We start from the raw sequence: 20,746 nt of genomic DNA, 5'->3' as shown, positions 1-20,746 counted from the left end.
GGAATCATGGCGTTGACCAAACAACAGGTCGTCGATTGGCTGATGCGTTGCGGCGAAGTGTTCAGCCGGGAGCGCGATTTTCTGACCCAGCTGGACACCGAGATCGGCGATGCCGACCACGGTCTGAACATGAACCGCGGTTTCAATAAGGTGGTGGAAAAGCTGCCGTCGGTGGCGGACAAAGACATCGGTTTTATCCTGAAAAACACCGGCATGACGCTGCTGTCGAGCGTAGGCGGCGCGAGCGGCCCGCTGTTCGGCACCTTCTTCATCCGCGCGGCGCAGGCGGCGAACGCCAAGCAAAGCCTGGATCTGACGGAGCTGCATCAGGTAATGCAGGAAGGGGTTGAAGGCGTGGTGATGCGCGGCAAAGCGGAGCCGGGCGACAAGACCATGTGCGACGTTTGGTGGCCGGTGGTGGTGAGCCTCGGTCAGTCCGCGCAGCAGAACCTGAGCGTGGCGGAGGCGTTGCAGCGCGCCGCCGACAGCGCCGAGCGGGCGGTGGAGAGCACCATCACCATGCAGGCGCGCAAGGGGCGGGCCAGTTACCTGGGCGAGCGCAGCATCGGCCACCAGGATCCCGGCGCCACTTCGGTGATGCTGATGATGAAAACGCTGGCCGAGGTCGCCGGCAGTTAGCAGGAGGCGAGATGATTAATATCGTGGTGGTTTCGCACAGCGCGTTGCTGGCGCGCGGCGTTGAGCAGTTGGCGCGGCAGATGATGCGTGGCGACGGCTGCAAGCTGGCGCTGGCGGCGGGCGTGGATGACGAGGAGCACCCGATCGGCACCGACGCGGTCAAGGTCATGGAGGCTATTGAATCGGTCGCCGACGGCGATGGCATTCTGGTGCTGATGGATTTGGGCAGCGCGCTGCTCAGTGCGGAAACCGCGCTCGATCTGCTGGATCCGGAGTTGGCCGCCAAGGTGCGGCTTTGCGCCGCGCCGCTGGTCGAAGGCACGCTGGCGGCGGTGGTGGCCGCCAACTCCGGCGCTTCGCTGGAGCAGGTGGTGGCGGAGGCGCAGGGCGCGCTGCAGGCCAAGCAGGCGCAGCTGGGCGAAGGCTCACCGGCCGCGAAGAACGCGGCTTTGCCGCTGGCGCAGGGCAAAAGCATAACCTGGACGGTGCAGAACCCGCACGGGCTGCACGCGCGCCCGGCGGCGCGGCTGGTCGAGGCGCTGGCGCCGTTCAAGGCCGAGCTGGTGCTGGAAAAACAGGGGCAGTGCGTCGATCCGCGCAGCCTCAATCAGCTGGCGCTGCTGCAGGTGCGTCACGGCGACACCATTCGCCTGATCGCCGACGGCGCGCAGGCGGACGAAGCGCTGGCGGCGTTCAAGGCGCTGGCGGAGCAACACTTCGGCGAGACGGTCTCCGAGCGGCAGCAGCCTTCGCTGCATGGCATCCCGGTGGCGGAAAGCGTCACCAGCGGGCCGGTGTTTCAGGCCCGCAGTTTCTGGCCGCCAGCCGCCGATCGACGGATTGGCGCGGACGAGGTGTTGGGCGAACAGCAACGCCTGCGGGAGGCGCTGCAGCAAACGTTGAGCGATCTGAACCGGCTGGCGGAGCGCACCGGCACGCTGATCGGCAAGCCGCAGGCGGCGATCTTCGGCGCTCACAGCATGCTGCTGGACGACCCGGATCTGCAGCAGGCGGCTTACACCCGCATTGCGCAGCAGCTATGCAGCGCCGAGCAGGCCTGGCGACAGGTGCTGGAGGCGATCGCCGAAGAGTACCGCGAGCTGGATGACGACTACATGCGGGCGCGCGAACTGGACGTGCGCGACATGCTGCGCCGCACGCTGTGCCATCTAGAGGGGCAGGCGCTGCCGGCCATCGCGCTGGCAGAACCGTCGATACTGGTGATGGACGAGCTGATGCCCTCAGAGGTGGTGATGCTCGACCGCCGGCTGGTGCTCGGCATCTGCCTGAGCGGCGGCAATGCCCTGTCGCACAGCGCCATTTTGGCGAAGGCGATGGGCATTCCGATGGTGGTCGGCATGCAGGATTGCCTGAGCAAAACCCGCAGCGGGCAGAAAGCGATGTTGGACGCCGCGCGCGGGGTGTTGCAGCTCAGCCACTAAGCGCGCAGCTTGAATTGGCGGATGTCGATCCCGTGCTGTTTGATCTTCCGCCACAGGGTGGTGCGGCCGATGCCCAGCAGCTGCGCCATCTCCGTCAGCTGGCCGCGGCTGACGGTCGCCGCGCGGAGGATCGCCTGGCGCTCCATGTCCGTCAGCGTCAACAGCGGCGCGCCGGGCTGCGGATCGCTCTCCAGCAGTGACGGCTGGCCGAGCAGGTGCGCCGGCAGATCCGCCAGCTGGATGTGGTGGCCGTGGCAGATCATCGCCGCGCGCTCCACCACCCCTTTCAGTTCCAAATCGTTGCCCGGCCACAGGTAGAGCGCCAACTGGGTCATCACTTCGTCATCCACCCGAAAGCGGCACTGAAAATGCTGCTCCAGCGTGCGCAGATGGTGTTTGACCAGCAGCGGAATATCGCTCAGCCGCTGATGCAGCGGTGGGATCTGGATCTCGAACGCCTGCAGGCTGTAAAACAGCTGGCGGCGGAAGCGGTTTTGCTGCACCAGCAGCGGCAGATCGGCGGCGCTGCCGGCGATCACCCGCACATCGACCGGGATCACCCGGCTGGAATTGAGGCGGATCACTACACCGGTTTTCAGCACCTGCAGCAGCGCCGACTGCATCTCCGCCGGCAGGTATTCGATCTGTTCGAGGTACAGCGTGCCGCCGTTGGCCAATTCGAATTTGCTGAGCTGACCGGCCTCTTCTTCGCTGGCGTCGCTGCCCAGCAGTTCACGCAGCCCCTGCGCCTGCGGCAGCAGCTGGCAGTTGAGGGCGATATACGGCCCGGCGGCGCGTTCGCCGGCGTTGTGGATGGCCTGGCTGAGCAGCTCTTTGCCGACGCCTTCCTCCCCGCGCAGCAGGATCGGGTGCTGGCCTTTGGCCGCCTGCTGCCCATAACGGATCAGCCGCCGCATCTCCAGCGAGGCGGAGGGCATCTGCTCGAAGCTGTGGCTGACGCGCCCCAACTGGCTGCTGACATACTGGCGCAATCGCTCGAGCGGGTGCAGCAGAGCGATGAAACTGCAGCGATCGCCGTCGAAAATCGGCTTTAGCGTCAGCAAGGCGGCGATAAACTGCCGCTGGCTTTCGAAGGTGACCTCGACGTGTTGCAGCGGTTGTCGAGCGGCGATGGCGCGTTTGAGCAGGGCAGGCAGCGTCAGCAGTTGCGCCAGCGGTTTGCCCTGGCTCTGCTGTTCGTCCAGCTTCAGCAGGCCGGCGGCGCGTTGGTTGATGTATTGCAGGTAGCCGCGGTGATCCCAGGCCATTACGCCGTCGTCCACGCCGTCCAGCAGGCCGTAAAGCTGATTCAGATGGCGATTGGACTCCGCCAGCAGGCCGTCGGCGTTCAGTGAATTGCCGATTTCGCGGGCGATGGCCAGCGTCAGCGACAAATCACCGGCGGCGCAATCGGCCAGCAGGCAGCCCAACGCGATCGAGCCGCGCTGACGGCCGCTGTTGTCGTAAACCGGCGTGGCGCAGAACGACCAGCCGTGCAGCGCCCGGCGCACATGTTCTTCACCGCTCACTCGCACCGGATGGCCTTCCGCCGCCGCCAGCGCCGGGGCGTTGGTGCCGATCTGCCCCTCTGCCCAATAAGCGCCGGGGGCGAACCCCAATTGCTGCAAATGCTCCCAGGTTTGGGCGTCGCCGCAGCGCCACAGCATGCAGCCGCTCTCGTCGAGGATCATCAGCAGGCAGCGGCGCGGCTCCATGTATTCGCAGGCGTCTTCCAGCGCCGCCTGGCCGAGCGTCAGCAGGTCGTTCTTGCGGCGACAAATCGATTCGAAGGTGGCGCCCTGCGCGCGGTGCGGCGCTTGCCAGACCTCGGGCTGCATCAGGCTGCGGCAGCGCAGCCAGGAGGCGTAAACCGCCTGCGTCGGGCGCAGTGGCGGCGGCAGTTCGCCGTCGTTAATCAAACGCTGCCAGCGTGAATCGTTGTCCATCGAACCTCATCCAGACTGCGAAAACGAGAGTGACGATGATACCACCTGGCGCAGCGGCGGCTGTGAGGCGGTGGGCAGAAGCGGGGGAAATAGGGCAAAAAAAACGGGGTGCGGCGCAGGCCGAACCCCGTGTTTATCAACGTGCGCGCATCAGTTGCGGAATGGGTTGCCGCTGTTGCGAACCGGCTGGCTGACGGCCGGTGCGGCAGCGCGGGTAGCGGTTGGCGCAGGCGCGGCGACCTGTTGCATCGGCGCGTTGTCCTGATAGCCGTCCGCGTAGGCGTCCTGAGCACGGTTCTGCGGCGCGACGGCGTCAGGCGCGGTCGACACCGGTTTGCCCAGTGCGCCGTTCAGCGTCAGCAGATCGTTCTGGTTCAGCGTGCCGAGCGCCGACTTGATGTTCAACTGGTTGATCAGGTAGGTATAACGCGCGCTGGAAAGCTGCTGCTTGGCGTTATACAGGGTACTGGTGGCGTTCAGCACGTCGACGATGGTGCGGGTACCCACCTGGTAACCGGCTTCCATCGCATCCAGAGAGCTCTGCGCGGAGATCACCGCCTGTTTGTAGGCGTTGATGCTGCTGATCGAGGCGTTGACGTTGTTGAATGACGAACGCACGGTCTGCACCACGCCGCGGTGGGCGCTTTCCAGCTGCTCGCTGGCGCCGACAAAGCCGTACTGCGCCTGTTCCACCTGCGAGTTGGTTGCGCCGCCGCTGTACAGCGGCAGGCTGATCGAAACGCCCACCTGGTTTTGGCCGGCATCAGAATTGCTGTAACGGCTGGAGCTCAGCGTGTCGTGAGTGGCGGAACCGTTGTAACGGGTATTGGTGATCCCGGTCGACGCATTCAGGTTGACCGTCGGCATATAACCGGTCTGCGCAGAGCGGATCTGCTCGCGCGCCAGGTCCTGGCTCAGACGGGCGGACAGCAGGCTCAGGTTGCGCGCTTCCGCTTCTTTCAGCAGGTTGTTCACCGCTTCCGGGCGCTGGGTGCTGAAGCGATCGGTATTCAGCGAGGCCAGCTCCGGATAGAAGGTGCCGGTGATCTGGCGCAGCGCTTCCAGCGCGTTGTCCAGGTTGTTGCGGGCGGTGACTTCGGCCGCCAGCACGGTGTCGTAGGAGGAACGGGCGTTCTGCACGTCGGTGATCGCCACCAGGCCTACGTTGAAGCGCTGGGTGGTTTGATCCAACGTACGGTAAACCGCTTGTTTGTTCGCCTGGGTATAGGAGAGCGTGTCAATGGCGCTCAGCACGTTGAAATAGGCGGTCGCGGTGTTGAGGATCAGCTGCTGTTCCGCCGTCTGGAAGGTCACGTCGGAGATGCCGGCGGTCTTTTCCTGCAGCGTCAGCGCGCGCCATTTCGACATGTCGAAAATGGTTTGGGTCAGGCCGAGCGAAGCGCTGGTGACATTGCTGTTGACGCCGTTGCTGTCGCGATAGCCGTTATTGTAGTTGTAACCGGCGCTCAGGCCGAGCTGCGGCAACAGCGGGCTGCGCGCTTCATTGATCTTTTCGAATGCGGCGTCGCGGTCAGCAGCACTTTTGCGCAGATCCGGGTTACTTTCCCTGGCCTGTTTGTAGACCTGCAGCAGGTTCTCTGCCTGGCTCATTGCACTGAAGCCGCCCAGGCTCAGTCCGATAAGAAGGGGGAGCAGTTTCTTCATTTGCATTCCTTGTTGTGCAGCAATATTGCTATGTTAGCGCTGACGATAGACGAAATAGTTGCCGATTCTAGCAGAGTCTGCGGTGCGCATCAGGTGGCTGAATGTGCCATCTCGCGCAACTTTTACCTTTCAGACCGCCTATTTACCTTGACGTACTGCCCGGGTCGACTGCAGCTGATATTATGGCTGACAATCCGGATTGTTTCCCACTATTACATGCGAGCGCACAAACGTGCCGCATCCGGCGGCGAAAAACAGCCTAACATAAAGCCGCGGCGGACAGTCCCGCTGTTTCTGTCATCAAAACCGTTTATTTTATCGGCATACTCACGCAGGAGAATTCGCTAATGAACCGTTCGCAGCCGTCGCCCGTCACTTTCGACAAAAAAGATGTAGAGATTATTGCACGCGAGACGCTGTACCGTGGTTTTTTTTCACTCAATTTATACCGGTTCCGTCATCGCTTGTTCAATGGCGAAATGAGTCCTGAAATCACGCGTGAAATTTTCGAGCGCGGCCATGCGGCGGTGCTGCTGCCTTACGATCCGGTGCGCGACGAAGTCGTGCTGATTGAACAACTGCGCATCGCCGCGGTCGATACCAGTAATTCGCCCTGGCTGCTGGAAATGGTGGCGGGTATGATCGAAACCGGCGAAAGCGTCGAAGACGTGTGCCGCCGCGAAGCGCAGGAAGAGGCCGGCGTGGTGGTCGGACGTTGCAAACCGGTGCTGAGCTACCTGGCGAGCCCCGGCGGCACCAGCGAACGTCTGTCGATCATGGTCGGCGAGGTGGACGCCGGCACCGCCGAAGGCATCCACGGCCTGGCGGAAGAGCATGAAGATATCCGCGTCCACGTGGTCAGCCGCGAGCAGGCTTACCGTTGGGTCGAAGAGGGCGCGATCGATAACGCCGCATCAGTGATTGCATTGCAATGGCTGGCGTTGCACCATGAATCGTTGAGAAAAGAGTGGGCCAACTAATGAAACAGCGCTATACCCCTGATTTCCCCGAAATGATGAGATTGTGCGAAACCAACTTCGCGCAATTGCGCCGCTTGCTGCCGCGCAACGACGAAGCGGGTGAAACGGTAACTTATCAGGTGAACGGCGCCGGCTATCGTTTGACCATCGTTGAGTCCACGCGTTACACGTCGCTGGTGGAGATCGAGCAGATTTTTCCGGCGGTCAGCTACTGGAGCCTGCCCGCGATGACGGTGCGGTTATACCATGACGCCATGGTTGCGGAAGTGTGTTCCAGTCAGCAGATCTACCGCTTTAAAGCGCGTTATGATTATCCTAATAAAAAGTTGCATCAACGCGACGAAAAGCATCAAATTAACCAGTTTCTTGCTGATTGGCTGCGCTACTGTTTGGCGCATGGAGCGATGGCGGTTCCGGTTTGTTAGACAGACTGAAATAACAAAGGACACCATTTGGAAAGCCTGTTTAAACTGCCTGTGGCGAGTGGGGCCGCGGTCAGGATTCTACAAATAACAGATACCCACCTTTTTGCCGGCGAACACGAGACGCTGCTCGGCATCAATACCTATCGCAGTTATCACGCGGTGCTGGAGGCCATTCAGGCGCAGCGCCGCGATGTCGATCTGATCGTCGCCACGGGAGATTTGGCGCAGGATCATTCGCAGGCGGCGTACCGCCACTTTGCCGCCGGCATTGCGCAACTGCCGGCTCCCTGCGTGTGGCTGCCGGGCAACCACGATTTTCAACCGGCGATGGTCGACGCGTTGGCCGCCGCTGGCATCGCCCCTTCCAAGCAGGTGTTGCTGGGCGACAGCTGGCAGGTGCTGATGTTGGACAGCCAGGTATTCGGCGTACCGCACGGCGAATTGAGCGAATACCAGCTCGAATGGATGGAGCGCTGCCTGCAGGCTCACCCCGAGCGCTATACGCTGTTGCTGTTGCACCATCATCCGCTGCCTTCCGGCTGTACCTGGCTCGATCAGCACAGCCTGCGCAACCCGCATATGCTGGGGGCGATCCTGCTGCGCTACCCGAAAGTGAACACCGTGGTGTGCGGGCACATTCACCAGGATTTGGATCTGGAATGGCAAGGCCGGCGTCTGCTGGCGACGCCGTCCACCTGCGTGCAATTCAAGCCGCACTGCACTAACTTTACCATCGACGACGTCTCTCCCGGTTGGCGCTACCTCGATCTGCTGCCGGACGGCCGCGTCGAGACGCAGGTGTTCCGCCTGGAAAACGACGACTTCCGCCCCGATATGGACTCGGATGGATACTGATGCCTTCGACACTGCTCTACCTGCACGGTTTCAACAGCTCGCCGCAGTCGGCCAAGGCGGTGGCCTTCAAGGCCTGGCTGGCCGAGCGTCATCCCGATATCGAGATGCTGGTGCCGCAGCTGCCGGCGTTTCCGGCGGAGGCCGCCGAGATGCTGGAGAACCTGGTGCTGGAACGCGCCGGGCAAACGCTCGGGCTGGTGGGCTCATCGCTGGGCGGCTATTACGCCACCTGGCTGTCGCAGTGTTTTTCGCTGCCGGCGGTGGTGGTCAACCCGGCGGTCAAGCCGTTTGAGCTGCTGGTCGACTACCTCGGCGCCAACGAGAACCCCTACACCGGCCAGCAATATGTGTTAGAGTCTCGGCACGTTTACGATCTGAAAGTGATGCAGATCGATCCTTTGGAGTCGCCGGATTTAATCTGGCTGCTGCAACAAACGGGCGATGAAATTCTCGATTACGGCCAGGCAGTGGCGTATTACACCGCGTGTCGGCAAACGGTGGAGTCGGGTGGAAACCACGCCTTCGTCGGTTTCGAGCACTACTTCCCCCAGATTGTGGATTTTTTAGGGCTAAACGCGGTCTGACGGACCGTTCCGGCACCTCCCTTTAACCACGAAAAAATAATCAACGATGACTCAATCCAGCTATAACGCTGATGCCATTGAAGTACTCAGCGGTCTAGAACCAGTGCGCCGTCGTCCCGGCATGTATACCGACACGACGCGCCCAAACCACCTCGGCCAAGAGGTGATCGATAACAGCGTCGACGAAGCGTTGGCCGGCCACGCCAAGCGCATCGACGTGATTCTGCACGCCGATCAGTCGCTGGAAGTGATCGACGACGGCCGCGGCATGCCGGTGGACATCCACCCGGAAGAGGGCGTGCCGGCGGTTGAGTTGATCCTGTGCCGGCTGCACGCCGGCGGTAAATTCTCGAATAAAAACTACCAGTTCTCCGGCGGCCTGCACGGCGTTGGCATCTCGGTGGTCAATGCCCTGTCGAAGCGGGTGGAAGTCAACGTGCGCCGCGACGGCAACGTTTACAGCATCGCCTTCGAAAACGGCGACAAGGTGCAAGATCTGACGGTGACCGGCACCTGCGGCAAACGCAACACCGGCACCAGCGTGCACTTCTGGCCCGACGAACAGTTCTTCGACAGCCCACGTTTCTCGGTATCGCGCCTGACTCACCTGCTGAAAGCCAAAGCGGTGCTGTGCCCCGGCGTCGAGATCTATTTCATCGACAAGGTGAACAACACCGAACAGCGCTGGTGCTACCAGGACGGCCTGACCGACTACCTGATGGAAGCGGTCAACGGCCTGATCACCCTGCCGGAAGCGCCGTTCGTCGGCAACTTCGCCGGTGACACCGAAGCGGTGGACTGGGCGCTGCTGTGGCTGCCGGAAGGCGGTGAGCTGCTGACCGAAAGCTACGTCAACCTGATCCCGACCATGCAGGGCGGCACCCACGTCAACGGCCTGCGTCAGGGGCTGCTGGACGCGATGCGCGAGTTCTGCGAATTCCGCAATATTCTGCCGCGCGGCGTGAAGCTGTCGGCGGAGGATATCTGGGATCGCTGCGCCTACGTGCTGTCGGTGAAGATGCAGGATCCGCAGTTCGCCGGGCAGACCAAAGAGCGTCTCTCCTCGCGTCAATGCGCGGCCTTCGTTTCCGGCGTGGTGAAAGACGCCTTCAGCCTGTGGCTGAACCAGAACGTTCAGGCGGCGGAACAGCTGGCCGAACTGGCGATTTCCAGCGCCCAGCGCCGTCTGCGCGCCGCCAAGAAAGTGGTGCGCAAGAAGCTGACCAGCGGGCCGGCGCTGCCGGGCAAGCTGGCGGACTGCACCTCGCAGGATTTGGCCATGACCGAACTGTTCCTGGTGGAAGGGGACTCAGCGGGTGGATCGGCCAAGCAGGCGCGCGATCGCGAATATCAGGCGATCATGCCGCTGAAGGGCAAGATCCTGAATACCTGGGAAGTCTCCTCGGACGAAGTGCTGGCCTCGCAGGAAGTGCACGACATTTCCGTGGCGATCGGCATCGATCCGGACAGCGAAGATCTCAGCCAGCTGCGCTACGGCAAAATCTGCATTCTGGCGGATGCTGACTCCGACGGCTTGCATATCGCCACGCTGCTGTGCGCGCTGTTCGTGCGCCACTTCCGTTCGCTGGTGAAGGGCGGCCACGTCTATGTCGCCATGCCGCCGCTGTACCGCATCGATCTCGGTAAAGAGGTGTTCTACGCGCTGGATGAAGAAGAAAAAGCCGGCGTGCTGGAACAGCTGAAGCGCAAGAAGGGCAAGCCGAACGTCCAGCGCTTTAAAGGCCTGGGCGAGATGAACCCGCTGCAGCTGCGCGAAACCACCCTCGATCCGAACACCCGCCGTCTGGTGCAGTTGACGGTGGCGGAGGATGACGTCGATCAGACGCTGGCGGTGATGGACATGCTGTTGGCCAAGAAGCGCTCGGAAGATCGCCGCAACTGGCTGCAAGACAAGGGCGACATGGCCGAATTGGCGGTCTGAGCCTGACCCTGACCCTGGCCCGGCGGTTCGTCGGGCCTGCTTTCCCGCAGGGCGTTCATGCGGCGCCCGATAACCTGGGGCGGAGTGCATGAAGATCACGCTCGAAGAATTGCTGGCGTTCACCTCGGTGGTCGACAGCGGCTCCATTACCTCCGCCGCCGATCAGCTCGGCCAGACCACCTCCGGCATCAGCCGCGCGCTCAGCCGCCTGGAGAACAAGCTCGATACCACCCTGATGCGCCGCACGACGCGTCGCTTAGAGCTGACCGAAGAGGGGCAGAGTTTCCTGAGCCATGCGCGTACGATCATCAGCTCGGTGGAAAATGCCGAGGAGCAAATGGCGGTGCGCCGGCAAATGCCAGCCGGGCGGTTGCGGATCAACGCGGCCGCGCCTTTCATGGAGCACGTCATCGTGCCGATGGTGGCCGGGTTCAGAGAACGCTATCCGCAAATTTCGCTCGAATTGAACACCGACAACCTGATTATCGATCTGCTGGAAAAACGCACGGATATCGCCATTCGCATCGGCGTGCTGCGTGATTCGACCATTCACGCGCGCGCGCTGGGGGCCAGCCGACTGCGCATTCTCGCCAGCCCGGCTTATCTGCAGCGGTGCGGTGTGCCGCAGAGCGTGGATGAGCTGCATCATCATTGCCTGCTGGGTTTTACCCAGCCGGAATCGCTGAACCAGTGGCCATTGCGTTATCGCCAGGCGCCACATTTCACCATCACGCCAACCCTGGCTGCATCCAGCGGTGAAACGCTGCGGCAATTGGCGCTGCGAGGCGAGGGGATCGTACAGCTGGCAGACTTCATGACCCGCCGCGATCGTGAAGAGGGCCGGCTGGTGACGTTGCTGGAACAGGAGACGCTGGACGTGCGCCAGCCGATCAATGCCGTTTATTACCGCAATACGCAATTGGCGGCGCGCATCACCTGTTTTCTTGACTACGTCAGCGCGCACATCGACGCGCAGACGTTATAAGGCGGGGTTTACAGGGCGTTTTCCAGAATGTAGATCTCGGTGCCCAGCACGCTGTCCTTGATGGTGTCGCGGTGTTTGAGCATGTGCTCAATCGCCAGGTGTTTTTCCAGATGCGCCATGCTTTCCCATTTCTCCAGCATGAATACCGAATCCGGCGACAGCTTCTGCCAGGGGGCTTGGGTATTGCTGTCGATCATCGGCGTATATTCGCCGCAACCTTCTTCCGCCAGCACCAGCGGCACCAATTTTTCAATGGCTTGCAGTACGGTGGCGCGGTGGCCCGGTTTGGCTTTGATTTCTGCAATTACAGTGATCATGCTTGCCTCGTTAATGAAGATATTCTGGTTCAGTTAAGCAAAAATTTTCGCTAGATGCTCGCGATAACGTGCGATATCCGTTTCGATATCCGGTTGTTTTATCACGTCATTGCAGATAAAGGTCGGCAGCGCTTCCATCCCCAGGAACTGATTGGCTTTGTGGAAGTGCAGATAAACGCCATCGACGCCGACGCCGTGGAAAAACTGGTCGGGATCGGTGAAAGCTTCCAGCGGGGCGTTCCAGGTCAGGCTCAGCAGGTATTTCTTGCCCTGAATCAGGCCGCCGGAGCCGTATTTTTTACCTGCATCGGTGCGGGTGCGGCCGTCGCTGGCGTACAGGCTGCCGTGACCGGCGGTGAACACTTCATCGATGTACTTTTTCAGGATCCAGGGCTCGCCCATCCACCAGCCCGGCATCTGATAGATGACCGCGTCGGCCCACAGGTATTTCTGTACTTCGGCCTCGATGTCATAGCCGTCGTCGACCACGGTGACCTGCACATCGTGCTGCAGATCGCGCAGGAAGCTTTCCGCCACGTCGCTCAGGGTTTGGTTGAGTTCGCCGTTAGAATGGCCGAATTGCTTTTTAGCGTTGATAATCAGGATATTGCTCATCTTTCGCGGCTCCCGTCAGAGTTAAGATATGGCATGCTTCCCGCCGCAAAGGGGGAAACTACCTAGCTGGCGATGAGTGTAATCGTTAGCCGCGCAGGTAAAAATGCGATCTGGCGCACAACAGTGTTGACTGTCAGTCAATAAACAGGCCGCCAGAGAGCGAAATTTTGCATAAACCGCATAGCGCAACCGGCCGTCGCCGGCGATCCTTGCGCCAACTGTGACAGCTACCCCGCAGATGGGTTACTATCGCGGGCAGAATCGACAAGCGATGCCTTTTGTCGTCCAAGGGATTGCCAAGCCACGGTCTGAGGATAATTGAGTAATGAGTGATCTGACTCATGACGGTGTAGAGCGTTTACCGCTGCACACATTCACTGAAAACGCCTATCTGAACTATTCCATGTACGTCATCATGGATCGGGCGTTGCCGTACATTGGCGACGGTTTGAAGCCGGTACAACGCCGCATCATCTACGCCATGTCTGAGCTGGGGCTGAACAACAGCGCCAAATTCAAAAAATCCGCCCGTACCGTGGGCGACGTGTTGGGTAAATACCACCCGCACGGCGACAGCGCGTGTTATGAAGCCATGGTGCTGATGGCGCAGCCGTTCTCGTACCGCTATCCGCTGGTGGACGGCCAGGGGAACTGGGGTGCGCCGGACGATCCCAAGTCGTTCGCGGCGATGCGTTATACCGAATCGCGCCTGTCCAAATACGCCGAAGTGTTGCTGGCCGAACTGGGTCAGGGCACGGTCGACTGGATCCCGAACTTCGACGGTACGCTGCAAGAGCCGAAGATGCTGCCGGCGCGTCTGCCGAACATCCTGCTGAACGGCACCACCGGCATCGCGGTCGGCATGGCGACCGATATTCCGCCGCATAACGTGCGCGAAGTCGCCGCCGCTGCGGTGGCGCTGCTCGACAAGCCGGGCGCTTCACTCGACGATCTGCTCGAATTCGTGCAGGGGCCGGACTTCCCGACCGAAGCCGAGATCATCACCCCGCGCGATGAAATTCGTAAGATCTACCAGAGCGGCCGCGGTTCGGTGCGCATGCGCGCCGTGTGGAAGAAAGAAGACGGCAGCGCGGTGATCACCGCCTTGCCGCACCAGGTGTCCGGTGCCAAGGTGCTGGAGCAGATCGCCAGTCAGATGCGCGCTAAAAAGTTGCCGATGGTTGAAGATCTGCGCGATGAGTCCGACCACGAAAACCCGACGCGTCTGGTGATCGTGCCGCGCTCCAACCGCATCGATCTGGAGCAGGTGATGAATCACCTGTTCGCCACTACCGATCTGGAACGCAGCTACCGCATCAACATGAACATGATCGGTCTGGACAACCGCCCGCAGGTGAAAGGGCTGGTGGAGATCCTCACCGAATGGCTGGCCTACCGTCGCGATACGGTGCGCCGCCGCCTGAACTACCGCCTCGAGAAGGTGCTGAAGCGCCTGCATATCCTCGAAGGTTTGCTGGTGGCGTTCCTCAACATCGACGAGGTGATCCACATCATCCGCAGCGAGGATGAACCGAAGCCAGTGCTGATGCAGCGTTTCGGCATCTCCGACACCCAGGCGGAAGCGATCCTCGAGCTGAAACTGCGTCACCTGGCCAAGCTGGAAGAGGTCAAGATCCGCGGCGAACAGGATGAGCTGGCGAAAGAGCGCGATCAGCTGCAGGCGCTGCTGGCGTCCGAGCGCAAGCTGAACACGCTGATTAAGAAAGAGATCCAGGCCGACGCGCAGACCTACGGCGACGATCGCCGTTCGCCGCTGACCGAGCGTGCGGAAGCCAAGGCAATGAGCGAGCACGACTTCGTGCCGTCCGAGCCGGTAACCATCGTGCTGTCGGAAATGGGCTGGGTGCGCAGCGCCAAGGGTCACGATATCGATCCGAGCGGTTTGAGCTACAAGGCCGGCGACAGCTTCCGTGGCGCGGCGCGCGGCAAGAGCAACCAGCCGGTGGTGTTCATCGACTCTACCGGGCGCAGCTATGCGCTCGATCCGATGACGCTGCCTTCGGCGCGCGGGCAGGGCGAGCCGTTGACCGGCAAGCTGACGCCGCCGCCGGGCGCCACCATTGAACAGGTGCTAATGGCGGCCGACGATCAGAAACTGTTGATGGCCTCCGACGCCGGTTACGGCTTCGTTTGCACCTTCAACGATCTGGTGGCGCGCAACCGCGCCGGCAAGGTGATGATCACGCTGCCGGACAACGCCAGAGCGCTGCCGCCGATGGAGATCCACGGCGCAGACGACATGCTGCTGTCGATCACCGCCGCCGGGCGCATGCTGATGTTCCCGGTCGCCGATCTGCCGCAGCTGTCGAAGGGCAAGGGCAACAAGATCGTCTCCATTCCGGCGGCGCAGGCCGCGGCCGGCGAAGACAAACTGGCCTGGCTGTTCGTCCTGCCGCCGCAGGCCTCCGTCACGCTGCACGTCGGCAAACGCAAGCTGACGCTGCGTCCTGAAGATCTGCAGAAATTCCGTGCGGAACGCGGCCGCAAAGGCACCCAGCTGCCGCGCGGCCTGCAGCGCATCGATCGCGTCGAAGTGGATGCGCCGGTGCGGGCTGCGGGCGGCGACAGCGAAGAGTAAGCGTTGGCGCTGGCGTTAATGGGCGGTCGCAGCGTGCTGTGGCCGCCTTATTTATTTTTGCTGGCGTTTATTTTCCAAATAGTTAACATTTCTGCGCAAAAAATTATTGTGCGTACTGCCGCCGGGCGGGAAAATAGCGAGAAATGCAGGCGACATGGGCGTGCTTTCCGCCTTGCCGGCAAATAATGAGTAAAGGAATCTGCGCAGCGAAGTAAACTGCGTTGGCAGTGTGCTAATGAGGTTGTTATGTTATTGATTTTGCGTGCCGTTCTCGCCACTCTTTTCTGTATTCTGGTGTGTATTTTCGGTTCTGTTTATTGCTTGTTCAGCCCGCGCAACCCTCGCCATGTGGCGACCTTCGGCCATCTTTTCGGCCGTCTGTCGACGCTGTTCGGCATCAAGGTTGAAACCCGCGTGCCGGCCGATGCGGCCAACAACGGCAACTGCATCTATATCGCCAACCACCAAAATAACTACGACATGGTGACGGCCTCCAATATCGTGCAGCCGCGCACCGTGACCGTCGGTAAAAAAAATCTGGTGTGGATCCCGTTTTTCGGCCCGCTGTATTGGCTGACCGGTAATCTGCTGATAGATCGTGATAATCGCGCCAAGGCGCACGGCACCATCGCCCAGGTGGCGGAGCAGTTCAAGAAGAAAGACATTTCGATCTGGATGTTCCCGGAAGGGACCCGCAGCCGCGGGCGCGGGCTGATGCCGTTTAAAACCGGCGCGTTCCACGCGGCCATCGCCGCCGGCGTGCCGATTGTGCCGATCTGCGTATCCACCACCAGCGGTAATATAAATCTTAACCGTTGGAATAACGGTCATGTGATCGTCGAGATGTTGGCGCCGGTGGATACCAGCAAGTACGGCAAAGAAAACGTGCGCGAGCTGGCGGCCCATTGCCGCGAGCTGATGGAGGCGAAGATCGCCGAATTGGACGCCGAAGTCGCCCAGCGCAACGCCGCAAAAAAATAAGAGTCTACCGGCTTCAAAGAATAGGGTTTTAATTGGCGTTCAGCGCCGTTAACGCCTGAACGCCTGCTAATCTTGATTGGCGGGCGTTTGGGTTTTGCACACGGTTTAGTTATTGCTTTTCATGGAGAAAATATGTCACTCAGTCGACGTCAGTTTTTACAGGCATCGGGCCTGGCGCTGTGCGCGGGCGCCGTGCCGCTGAGGGCTGAGGCGAGCGGAACGCAGACCCCGTTACCCATTCCCCCGCTGCTGGAATCTCGCCGCGGTCAGCCGCTGTTCCTGACCTTGCAGCGCGCCCACTGGGCGTTTATGGATAACCGCAAAGCGGCGGTGTGGGGCATCAACGGCATGTACCTGGGGCCGACGGTGCGGGTTTACAGCGGTGATGACGTCAAACTGATCTACAGCAACCGTCTGCAGGAGCCGGTGGCGATGACCATCAGCGGTCTGCAGGTGCCGGGCACCCTGATGGGCGGCGCGCCGCGCATGATGTCGCCTAACGTTGACTGGTCGCCGGTGCTGCCTATTCGCCAGGCGGCGGCCACCTGCTGGTACCACGCCAACACGCCAAACCGTATGGCGCCGCACGTATACAACGGGCTGGCCGGGCTGTGGCTGGTGGAGGACGCCGTCAGCAAAGCGCTGCCGTTGCCCAACCACTATGGCGTCGACGACTTCCCGCTGATCATTCAGGACAAACGCTTCGATAACTTTGGCACGCCGCAATACGATGCGCCGTCGCAGGGCGGTTTCGTCGGCGATACGCTGCTGGTCAACGGTGTGCAAAACCCGTATGTCGAAGTGTCGCGCGGCTGGGTGCGTTTGCGTTTGCTCAACGCTTCCAATGCCCGGCGTTATACCCTGCAGCTCAGCGACGGGCGGCCGTTCAACGTGATTGCCAGCGATCAGGGCTTCCTGCCTGCGCCGGTCGCGGTGCAACAGCTGTCGTTGGCACCGGGGGAACGTCGGGAAGTGCTGATCGACATGTCGAAGGGCGACGAGGTGACCATCACCGCCGGTGAAGCGGCGGGCATCATGGATCGCCTGCGCGGCCTGTTCGAACCGTCGAGCATTCTGGTGTCCACTCAGGTGCTGACGCTACGCCCAACCGGCCTGCTGCCGCTGGTGACCGACAACCTGCCGATGCGCCTGCTGGCGGATCAGCTGTTGGACGGCAGCGCCAGCCGCACCCGCGATTTCCGCCTGGGTGAGGGTGGCGTCGGCATCAACGGCGCGATTTGGGACATGAACCGCATCGACGTGCAGGCGCAGCAAGGCACCTGGGAACGCTGGAACATTCATGCGGATACGCCGCAGGCGTTCCATATTCAGGGCGTGCAGTTCCTGATCAAACGCGTTAACGGCGCGCAGCCGATGGCGGAAGATCGCGGCTGGAAGGATACCGTCTGGGTCGATGGCGACGTTGAGCTGTTGGTGTATTTCAACCAACCCACCTCCGAACACTTCCCGTTCCTGTATTACAGCCAGACGCTGGAGATGGCCGACCGCGGCACCGCCGGCCAGCTGATGGTGCAGCCGGCGATGTAACCTGCTCTGCGGGCCGCTTACGGCGCCCGCAGCATTTCCAAAAAGGCCTGCACCACCGGTGTCACGCTGTCGGTGCGGTATACCGCGTACAGATCCGCCGAAGGCGCGTGCTGCAGCGAGCAAAACCGCACGCCGGGCCATGGGATACGGCCGTAGCTGTCCGGCAGCAGCGTAATGCCGCAGCCTTCCGCCACCAGCGCCAGTAGGGTCTGCGGCTCGTTAACCTGATACGCGACGTCCGGCAGGAATCCCTGTTGCAGGCACAGATTGTGCAGATACAGCCCCAGGCTGGCCTCATGCGGCGGCAGCACGATGAAGCTGTCGTTCTGCAGCGCCGCCAGCGGAATATTTTCCTGCTGCGCCAGCGGGTGACCGAGCGGCAGCACCACGGCGATGCTTTCGCACGCCAGCCGTTGGCAGGTCAATCCCGGCAGCGTCTGCTGCTGCGCCTCTCGCCATACCCCGATATCGATATGCCGCTTTTGCAGCGCGGCGATTTGCTGGCTGGGCGTCAGCTCGTTCAACGACCAGGTGACGCCGACGCTCTGCTCGCTGAAGCGCCGCAGCGCCGCGATCAAACCGCCCCAGGCTGAGGTGCCGACCATGCCGACCACCATGTGGCCGCCTTCGCCGCGCCCCATTTGTTGTACCTGATGCAGCGCGCTGTCGGCCTGATCCAGCAGCCGTTCGACGTTGCGCAGTAGCGTGCGGCCGGCCGGCGTCAGCGTCATGGAGCGGGTGGTGCGTTTGAACAGCACTACCCCGAGCTGGCTTTCCAGTTCCTTGATGTGCTTGCTAAGCGGCGGCTGTGACATATTCAGCCGCCGCGCCGCCTGAGTGAAATTCATCTCTTCCGCCACCACGCGGAAATAATGCAGCAGGCGGAAGTTAATCCGACCGGGATCGGGCAGGGCATGGGGCGGGTTCATCCGGGGTAACGCCTCCTGTGACGCAGCTCAACTTATAGGTAAATGGAATAAATCGGCCGCCAAGAATGTATTGGTCTCGGCCATGCCTCGCTCTCTACTATGGGCATTATTGTCCCCCGCTGAAAGAGAGAATACGATGTTTAATCAAGAAGATGCTTTTACCTGCGCCGATGTCGTCCGCGCCCGCCTGCCGGGTTTCCAGCCGAAGGCGGCCTTGATTCTCGGCTCCGGGCTCGGCGCCCTGGCGGAGGTGATGACCGAAACCGTCACCATCGATTACGCGGAGCTGCCGGGTTTCCCGGTGAGCGGCGTCGCCGGCCACGCCGGGCAACTGGTTGCCGGCAAGCTGGAGGGCGTGCCGGTATTGTGCATGAAAGGGCGCGGTCATTTCTATGAAGGGCGTGGCATGCAGGTGATGACGACTGCGGTACGCACCTTCAAGTTGCTGGGCTGTGAATTCCTGCTGGCGACCAACGCTGCCGGTTCGCTGCGCCGCTCGGTGGCACCGGGCAGCCTGGTGGCCATTACCGATCACATCAACTTCATGCCGGAATCGCCGCTGGTCGGCGCCAATGACGATCGCTTCGGGCCGCGCTTCTTCAGCCTGGCGAACGCTTACGATCGCGATCTGCGCGCCCAGTTGGCGGCGGTGGCCGAAAGCGCCGGCATCCCGCTGGCGGAAGGGGTGTTCGCCGCCTACACCGGGCCGAACTTCGAAACGCCGGCGGAGATCCGCATGATGCAGACCCTCGGCTGTGACGTGGTGGGCATGTCGATCGTGCCGGAAGTTCTGACGGCGCGCCACTGTGGCCTCAAGGTGCTGGTGGTGTCCGCGATGACCAACTACGCCGAAGGGCTGTCGGATACCCCGCTCTCCCATGAACAAACGCTCAGCTGCGCGGCGCTGGCGGCGGACGATTTCATGCGTCTGATCCGCGAGCTGTTCAAAACGCTGTAACACCGCAAGCATACCGGCGGCGGGCTGCAGGGGGCCCGCCGCACCAATCATCGTTGAAAGCATAATAACAAGGTGATGGCGATGGCGATAAAAACACGATTGAAGTTAATGATTTTCCTGCAGTTCTTTATCTGGGGTGCCTGGCTGGTGACGCTGGGCTCCTACATGATCAACACGCTGCATTTCAGCGGCATGCAGGTGGGGATGGTTTACAGCGCCAAGGGCATCGCGGCGCTGGTCATGCCGGGGCTGGCGGGCATCATCGCCGACCGGTGGATGAAGGCCAACTACCTGTATGCGCTTTGCCACCTGCTCGGGGCGCTGGCGCTGTACTGTGCGGCGCAGGTTGAACAACCGATGCTGATGTTCTGGGTGATGCTGTTCAACGCCATGGTCTATATGCCGACCATCGCGCTCTCCAACGCCATTTCCTATTTCTGCCTGGAGAAACACGGCTTTGACACGGTGAAGGACTTTCCGCCGGTGCGGGTGTACGGCACGGTGGGATTCATTCTGGCGATGTGGCTGGTCGGTTTCAGCCAAATCGAGCTCAGCAACCTGCAGCTGTATCTGGCATCTGCGGCCTCGCTGCTGCTGTCCGCCTACTCGCTGACGTTGCCGCGCTGCCCGACCAACCGCGCGGCCGAGTCGAAGAGCTGGGTCAGCGTGCTGGGATTGGATGCGCTGGTGCTGTTCCGCCAGCGGCGCATGGCGCTGTTTTTCCTGTTCGCCATGTTGCTTGGCGCGGCGCTGCAGATAACCAATACCTTCGGCAATCCGTTCCTGCACGATCTGTCGCTCAATCCGCTGTATCAGGACAGCCTCAGCGTCCGGTATCCGGCGGTGCTGCTGTCGCTGTCGCAGATCTCCGAAGTGTTCTTTATCCTCACCATTCCCTTCTTCCTGCGCCGTTACGGCATCAAGCAGGTCATGTTGATCAGCATGGCGGCCTGGACGCTGCGCTTCCTGTTCCTGGCCTATGGCACGCCGGTCGGCTTTGGTTTCGTGCTGCTGCTGCTGTCGATGATCGTCTACGGCTGTGCGTTCGACTTCTTCAATATTTCCGGCGCCATTTTCGTCGAGAAGGAGGCCGATCACCGTATCCGCGCCAGCGCGCAGGGGCTGTTCATGACCATGGTCAACGGTTTGGGCGCCTATCTGGGGGCGCTCGCCAGCGGCGAGGTGGTGGACTTCTTCAGCCATGACGGCGTGAAAGACTGGCAGAGCATCTGGCTGGTGTTTGCGCTGTATACGCTGGTGCTGGGGATCGTCTTCGCGTTGAGCTTCAACTACCGCCACCAGCCGCAGGAGAACGCGGCGGCGGCGCAGTGAGGCA

19 protein-coding genes are annotated in these 20,746 nt (G+C 61.5%); 14 read left to right on the top strand and 5 right to left on the bottom strand.

Annotated elements, in window-relative coordinates:
* The first annotated feature begins 6 nt into the window (after positions 1-6).
* Together dhaL and dhaM are read left to right on the top strand one after the other, a co-directional pair.
* The gene (gene dhaL / locus ATE40_RS17740; protein ID WP_063918727.1) at positions 7-639 is read left to right on the top strand and encodes a dihydroxyacetone kinase subunit DhaL; all 633 of its coding nucleotides are present in this window, start codon (positions 7-9) and stop codon (positions 637-639) included.
* Positions 640-650: 11 nt separating this feature from the next.
* Positions 651-2,081, top strand: coding sequence for a dihydroxyacetone kinase phosphoryl donor subunit DhaM (gene dhaM / locus ATE40_RS17735; protein ID WP_063918728.1), 1,431 nt, complete (start codon positions 651-653; stop codon positions 2,079-2,081).
* Here dhaM and dhaR read toward each other — a convergent pair.
* Together dhaR and tolC are read right to left on the bottom strand one after the other, a co-directional pair.
* Positions 2,078-4,027 carry a dihydroxyacetone kinase operon transcriptional regulator DhaR gene (gene dhaR / locus ATE40_RS17730; RefSeq protein ID WP_063918729.1) on the bottom strand — a complete coding sequence of 650 codons (1,950 nt, stop codon included), beginning with the start codon at positions 4,025-4,027 and terminating at the stop codon, positions 2,078-2,080. The genes dhaM and dhaR overlap by 4 nt on opposite strands.
* A gap of 150 nt (positions 4,028-4,177) precedes the next feature.
* On the bottom strand, positions 4,178-5,692 hold the full coding sequence (gene tolC / locus ATE40_RS17725) for an outer membrane channel protein TolC (RefSeq protein ID WP_019453066.1): 1,515 nt from the start codon (positions 5,690-5,692) through the stop codon (positions 4,178-4,180).
* A gap of 347 nt (positions 5,693-6,039) precedes the next feature.
* On the opposite strand from tolC, the gene nudF reads away from it, so the two are divergent.
* The 6 genes from nudF (at position 6,040) to ATE40_RS17695 (ending at position 11,463) form a co-directional block, all read left to right on the top strand.
* On the top strand, positions 6,040-6,672 hold the full coding sequence (nudF, locus tag ATE40_RS17720) for an ADP-ribose diphosphatase (RefSeq protein WP_004937242.1): 633 nt from the start codon (positions 6,040-6,042) through the stop codon (positions 6,670-6,672).
* Positions 6,672-7,097 carry a DUF1249 family protein gene (locus tag ATE40_RS17715; RefSeq protein ID WP_004937244.1) on the top strand — a complete coding sequence of 142 codons (426 nt, stop codon included), beginning with the start codon at positions 6,672-6,674 and terminating at the stop codon, positions 7,095-7,097. The genes nudF and ATE40_RS17715 overlap by 1 nt, the downstream gene beginning before the upstream one ends.
* 27 nt (positions 7,098-7,124) lie before the next feature.
* The gene (gene cpdA / locus ATE40_RS17710) at positions 7,125-7,952 is read left to right on the top strand and encodes a 3',5'-cyclic-AMP phosphodiesterase (protein WP_019453065.1); all 828 of its coding nucleotides are present in this window, start codon (positions 7,125-7,127) and stop codon (positions 7,950-7,952) included.
* Complete coding sequence (gene yqiA, locus ATE40_RS17705; RefSeq protein ID WP_063918730.1) at positions 7,952-8,536, top strand: esterase YqiA; 585 nt, start codon at positions 7,952-7,954, stop codon at positions 8,534-8,536. Before cpdA ends, yqiA begins: the two co-directional genes overlap by 1 nt.
* 46 nt (positions 8,537-8,582) lie before the next feature.
* Positions 8,583-10,478 (top strand): DNA topoisomerase IV subunit B, encoded by a 1,896-nt coding sequence (gene parE, locus ATE40_RS17700; RefSeq protein ID WP_004937254.1) that lies wholly within the window; start codon positions 8,583-8,585, stop codon positions 10,476-10,478.
* An 88-nt stretch (positions 10,479-10,566) separates the two neighbouring features.
* Positions 10,567-11,463, top strand: a complete 897-nt coding sequence (locus ATE40_RS17695) for a LysR substrate-binding domain-containing protein (RefSeq protein WP_019453062.1) — start codon at positions 10,567-10,569, stop codon at positions 11,461-11,463.
* 8 nt (positions 11,464-11,471) lie between these two features.
* On the opposite strand, the gene ATE40_RS17690 is transcribed toward ATE40_RS17695, so the two are convergent.
* Entirely contained in the window at positions 11,472-11,780 is a 309-nt protein-coding gene (locus ATE40_RS17690) for a putative quinol monooxygenase (RefSeq protein WP_019453061.1), read from the bottom strand.
* Positions 11,781-11,813: 33 nt separating this feature from the next.
* Positions 11,814-12,395: an NAD(P)H-dependent oxidoreductase gene (locus tag ATE40_RS17685; RefSeq protein ID WP_019453060.1), complete on the bottom strand. Its 582-nt coding sequence runs from the start codon at positions 12,393-12,395 to the stop codon at positions 11,814-11,816.
* 325 nt (positions 12,396-12,720) lie between these two features.
* Here ATE40_RS17685 and parC point away from each other — a divergent pair, with 325 nt between their 5' ends.
* The 4 genes from parC (at position 12,721) to ftsP (ending at position 17,523) form a co-directional block, all read left to right on the top strand.
* Positions 12,721-14,994 (top strand): DNA topoisomerase IV subunit A, encoded by a 2,274-nt coding sequence (gene parC / locus ATE40_RS17680; protein WP_019453059.1) that lies wholly within the window; start codon positions 12,721-12,723, stop codon positions 14,992-14,994.
* Between the two features lie 3 nt (positions 14,995-14,997).
* Positions 14,998-15,180 carry a hypothetical protein gene (locus tag ATE40_RS24800; RefSeq protein ID WP_156785440.1) on the top strand — a complete coding sequence of 61 codons (183 nt, stop codon included), beginning with the start codon at positions 14,998-15,000 and terminating at the stop codon, positions 15,178-15,180.
* Positions 15,181-15,240: 60 nt separating this feature from the next.
* The gene (locus ATE40_RS17675) at positions 15,241-15,975 is read left to right on the top strand and encodes a 1-acylglycerol-3-phosphate O-acyltransferase (protein ID WP_019453058.1); all 735 of its coding nucleotides are present in this window, start codon (positions 15,241-15,243) and stop codon (positions 15,973-15,975) included.
* 132 nt (positions 15,976-16,107) lie between these two features.
* Entirely contained in the window at positions 16,108-17,523 is a 1,416-nt protein-coding gene (gene ftsP / locus ATE40_RS17670; protein ID WP_019453057.1) for a cell division protein FtsP, read from the top strand.
* Positions 17,524-17,540: 17 nt separating this feature from the next.
* On the opposite strand, the gene ATE40_RS17665 is transcribed toward ftsP, so the two are convergent.
* Entirely contained in the window at positions 17,541-18,452 is a 912-nt protein-coding gene (locus ATE40_RS17665; protein WP_063918731.1) for a LysR family transcriptional regulator, read from the bottom strand.
* 136 nt (positions 18,453-18,588) lie between these two features.
* On the opposite strand from ATE40_RS17665, the gene xapA reads away from it, so the two are divergent.
* Both xapA and ATE40_RS17655 read left to right on the top strand, forming a co-directional pair.
* Complete coding sequence (xapA, locus tag ATE40_RS17660) at positions 18,589-19,410, top strand: xanthosine phosphorylase (protein WP_063918732.1); 822 nt, start codon at positions 18,589-18,591, stop codon at positions 19,408-19,410.
* Between the two features lie 81 nt (positions 19,411-19,491).
* On the top strand, positions 19,492-20,742 hold the full coding sequence (locus ATE40_RS17655; RefSeq protein ID WP_063918754.1) for a nucleoside permease: 1,251 nt from the start codon (positions 19,492-19,494) through the stop codon (positions 20,740-20,742).
* Positions 20,743-20,746 lie beyond the last annotated feature (4 nt).

It is taken from the genome of Serratia surfactantfaciens (genome assembly GCF_001642805.2).
Lineage (GTDB): Bacteria > Pseudomonadota > Gammaproteobacteria > Enterobacterales > Enterobacteriaceae > Serratia > Serratia surfactantfaciens.
This window is presented reverse-complemented; position numbering and strand designations above follow the sequence as displayed.

Excerpts from the sequence above, each read along its gene's own strand:
- dhaR (WP_063918729.1), bottom strand. The coding sequence starts at position 4,027 with ATGGACAACGATTCACGCTGGCAGCGTTTGATTAACGACGGCGAACTG.
- ATE40_RS17665 (WP_063918731.1), bottom strand. The coding sequence starts at position 18,452 with ATGAACCCGCCCCATGCCCTGCCCGATCCCGGTCGGATTAACTTCCGC.
- ATE40_RS17655 (WP_063918754.1), top strand. The coding sequence starts at position 19,492 with ATGGCGATAAAAACACGATTGAAGTTAATGATTTTCCTGCAGTTCTTT.
- parC (WP_019453059.1), top strand. The coding sequence starts at position 12,721 with ATGAGTGATCTGACTCATGACGGTGTAGAGCGTTTACCGCTGCACACA.
- ATE40_RS17685 (WP_019453060.1), bottom strand. The coding sequence starts at position 12,395 with ATGAGCAATATCCTGATTATCAACGCTAAAAAGCAATTCGGCCATTCT.
- dhaM (WP_063918728.1), top strand. The coding sequence starts at position 651 with ATGATTAATATCGTGGTGGTTTCGCACAGCGCGTTGCTGGCGCGCGGC.
- nudF (WP_004937242.1), top strand. The coding sequence starts at position 6,040 with ATGAACCGTTCGCAGCCGTCGCCCGTCACTTTCGACAAAAAAGATGTA.
- xapA (WP_063918732.1), top strand. The coding sequence starts at position 18,589 with ATGTTTAATCAAGAAGATGCTTTTACCTGCGCCGATGTCGTCCGCGCC.
- ftsP (WP_019453057.1), top strand. The coding sequence starts at position 16,108 with ATGTCACTCAGTCGACGTCAGTTTTTACAGGCATCGGGCCTGGCGCTG.
- ATE40_RS17690 (WP_019453061.1), bottom strand. The coding sequence starts at position 11,780 with ATGATCACTGTAATTGCAGAAATCAAAGCCAAACCGGGCCACCGCGCC.
- dhaL (WP_063918727.1), top strand. The coding sequence starts at position 7 with ATGGCGTTGACCAAACAACAGGTCGTCGATTGGCTGATGCGTTGCGGC.
- yqiA (WP_063918730.1), top strand. The coding sequence starts at position 7,952 with ATGCCTTCGACACTGCTCTACCTGCACGGTTTCAACAGCTCGCCGCAG.
- tolC (WP_019453066.1), bottom strand. The coding sequence starts at position 5,692 with ATGAAGAAACTGCTCCCCCTTCTTATCGGACTGAGCCTGGGCGGCTTC.
- parE (WP_004937254.1), top strand. The coding sequence starts at position 8,583 with ATGACTCAATCCAGCTATAACGCTGATGCCATTGAAGTACTCAGCGGT.
- ATE40_RS17695 (WP_019453062.1), top strand. The coding sequence starts at position 10,567 with ATGAAGATCACGCTCGAAGAATTGCTGGCGTTCACCTCGGTGGTCGAC.
- ATE40_RS17715 (WP_004937244.1), top strand. The coding sequence starts at position 6,672 with ATGAAACAGCGCTATACCCCTGATTTCCCCGAAATGATGAGATTGTGC.
- ATE40_RS17675 (WP_019453058.1), top strand. The coding sequence starts at position 15,241 with ATGTTATTGATTTTGCGTGCCGTTCTCGCCACTCTTTTCTGTATTCTG.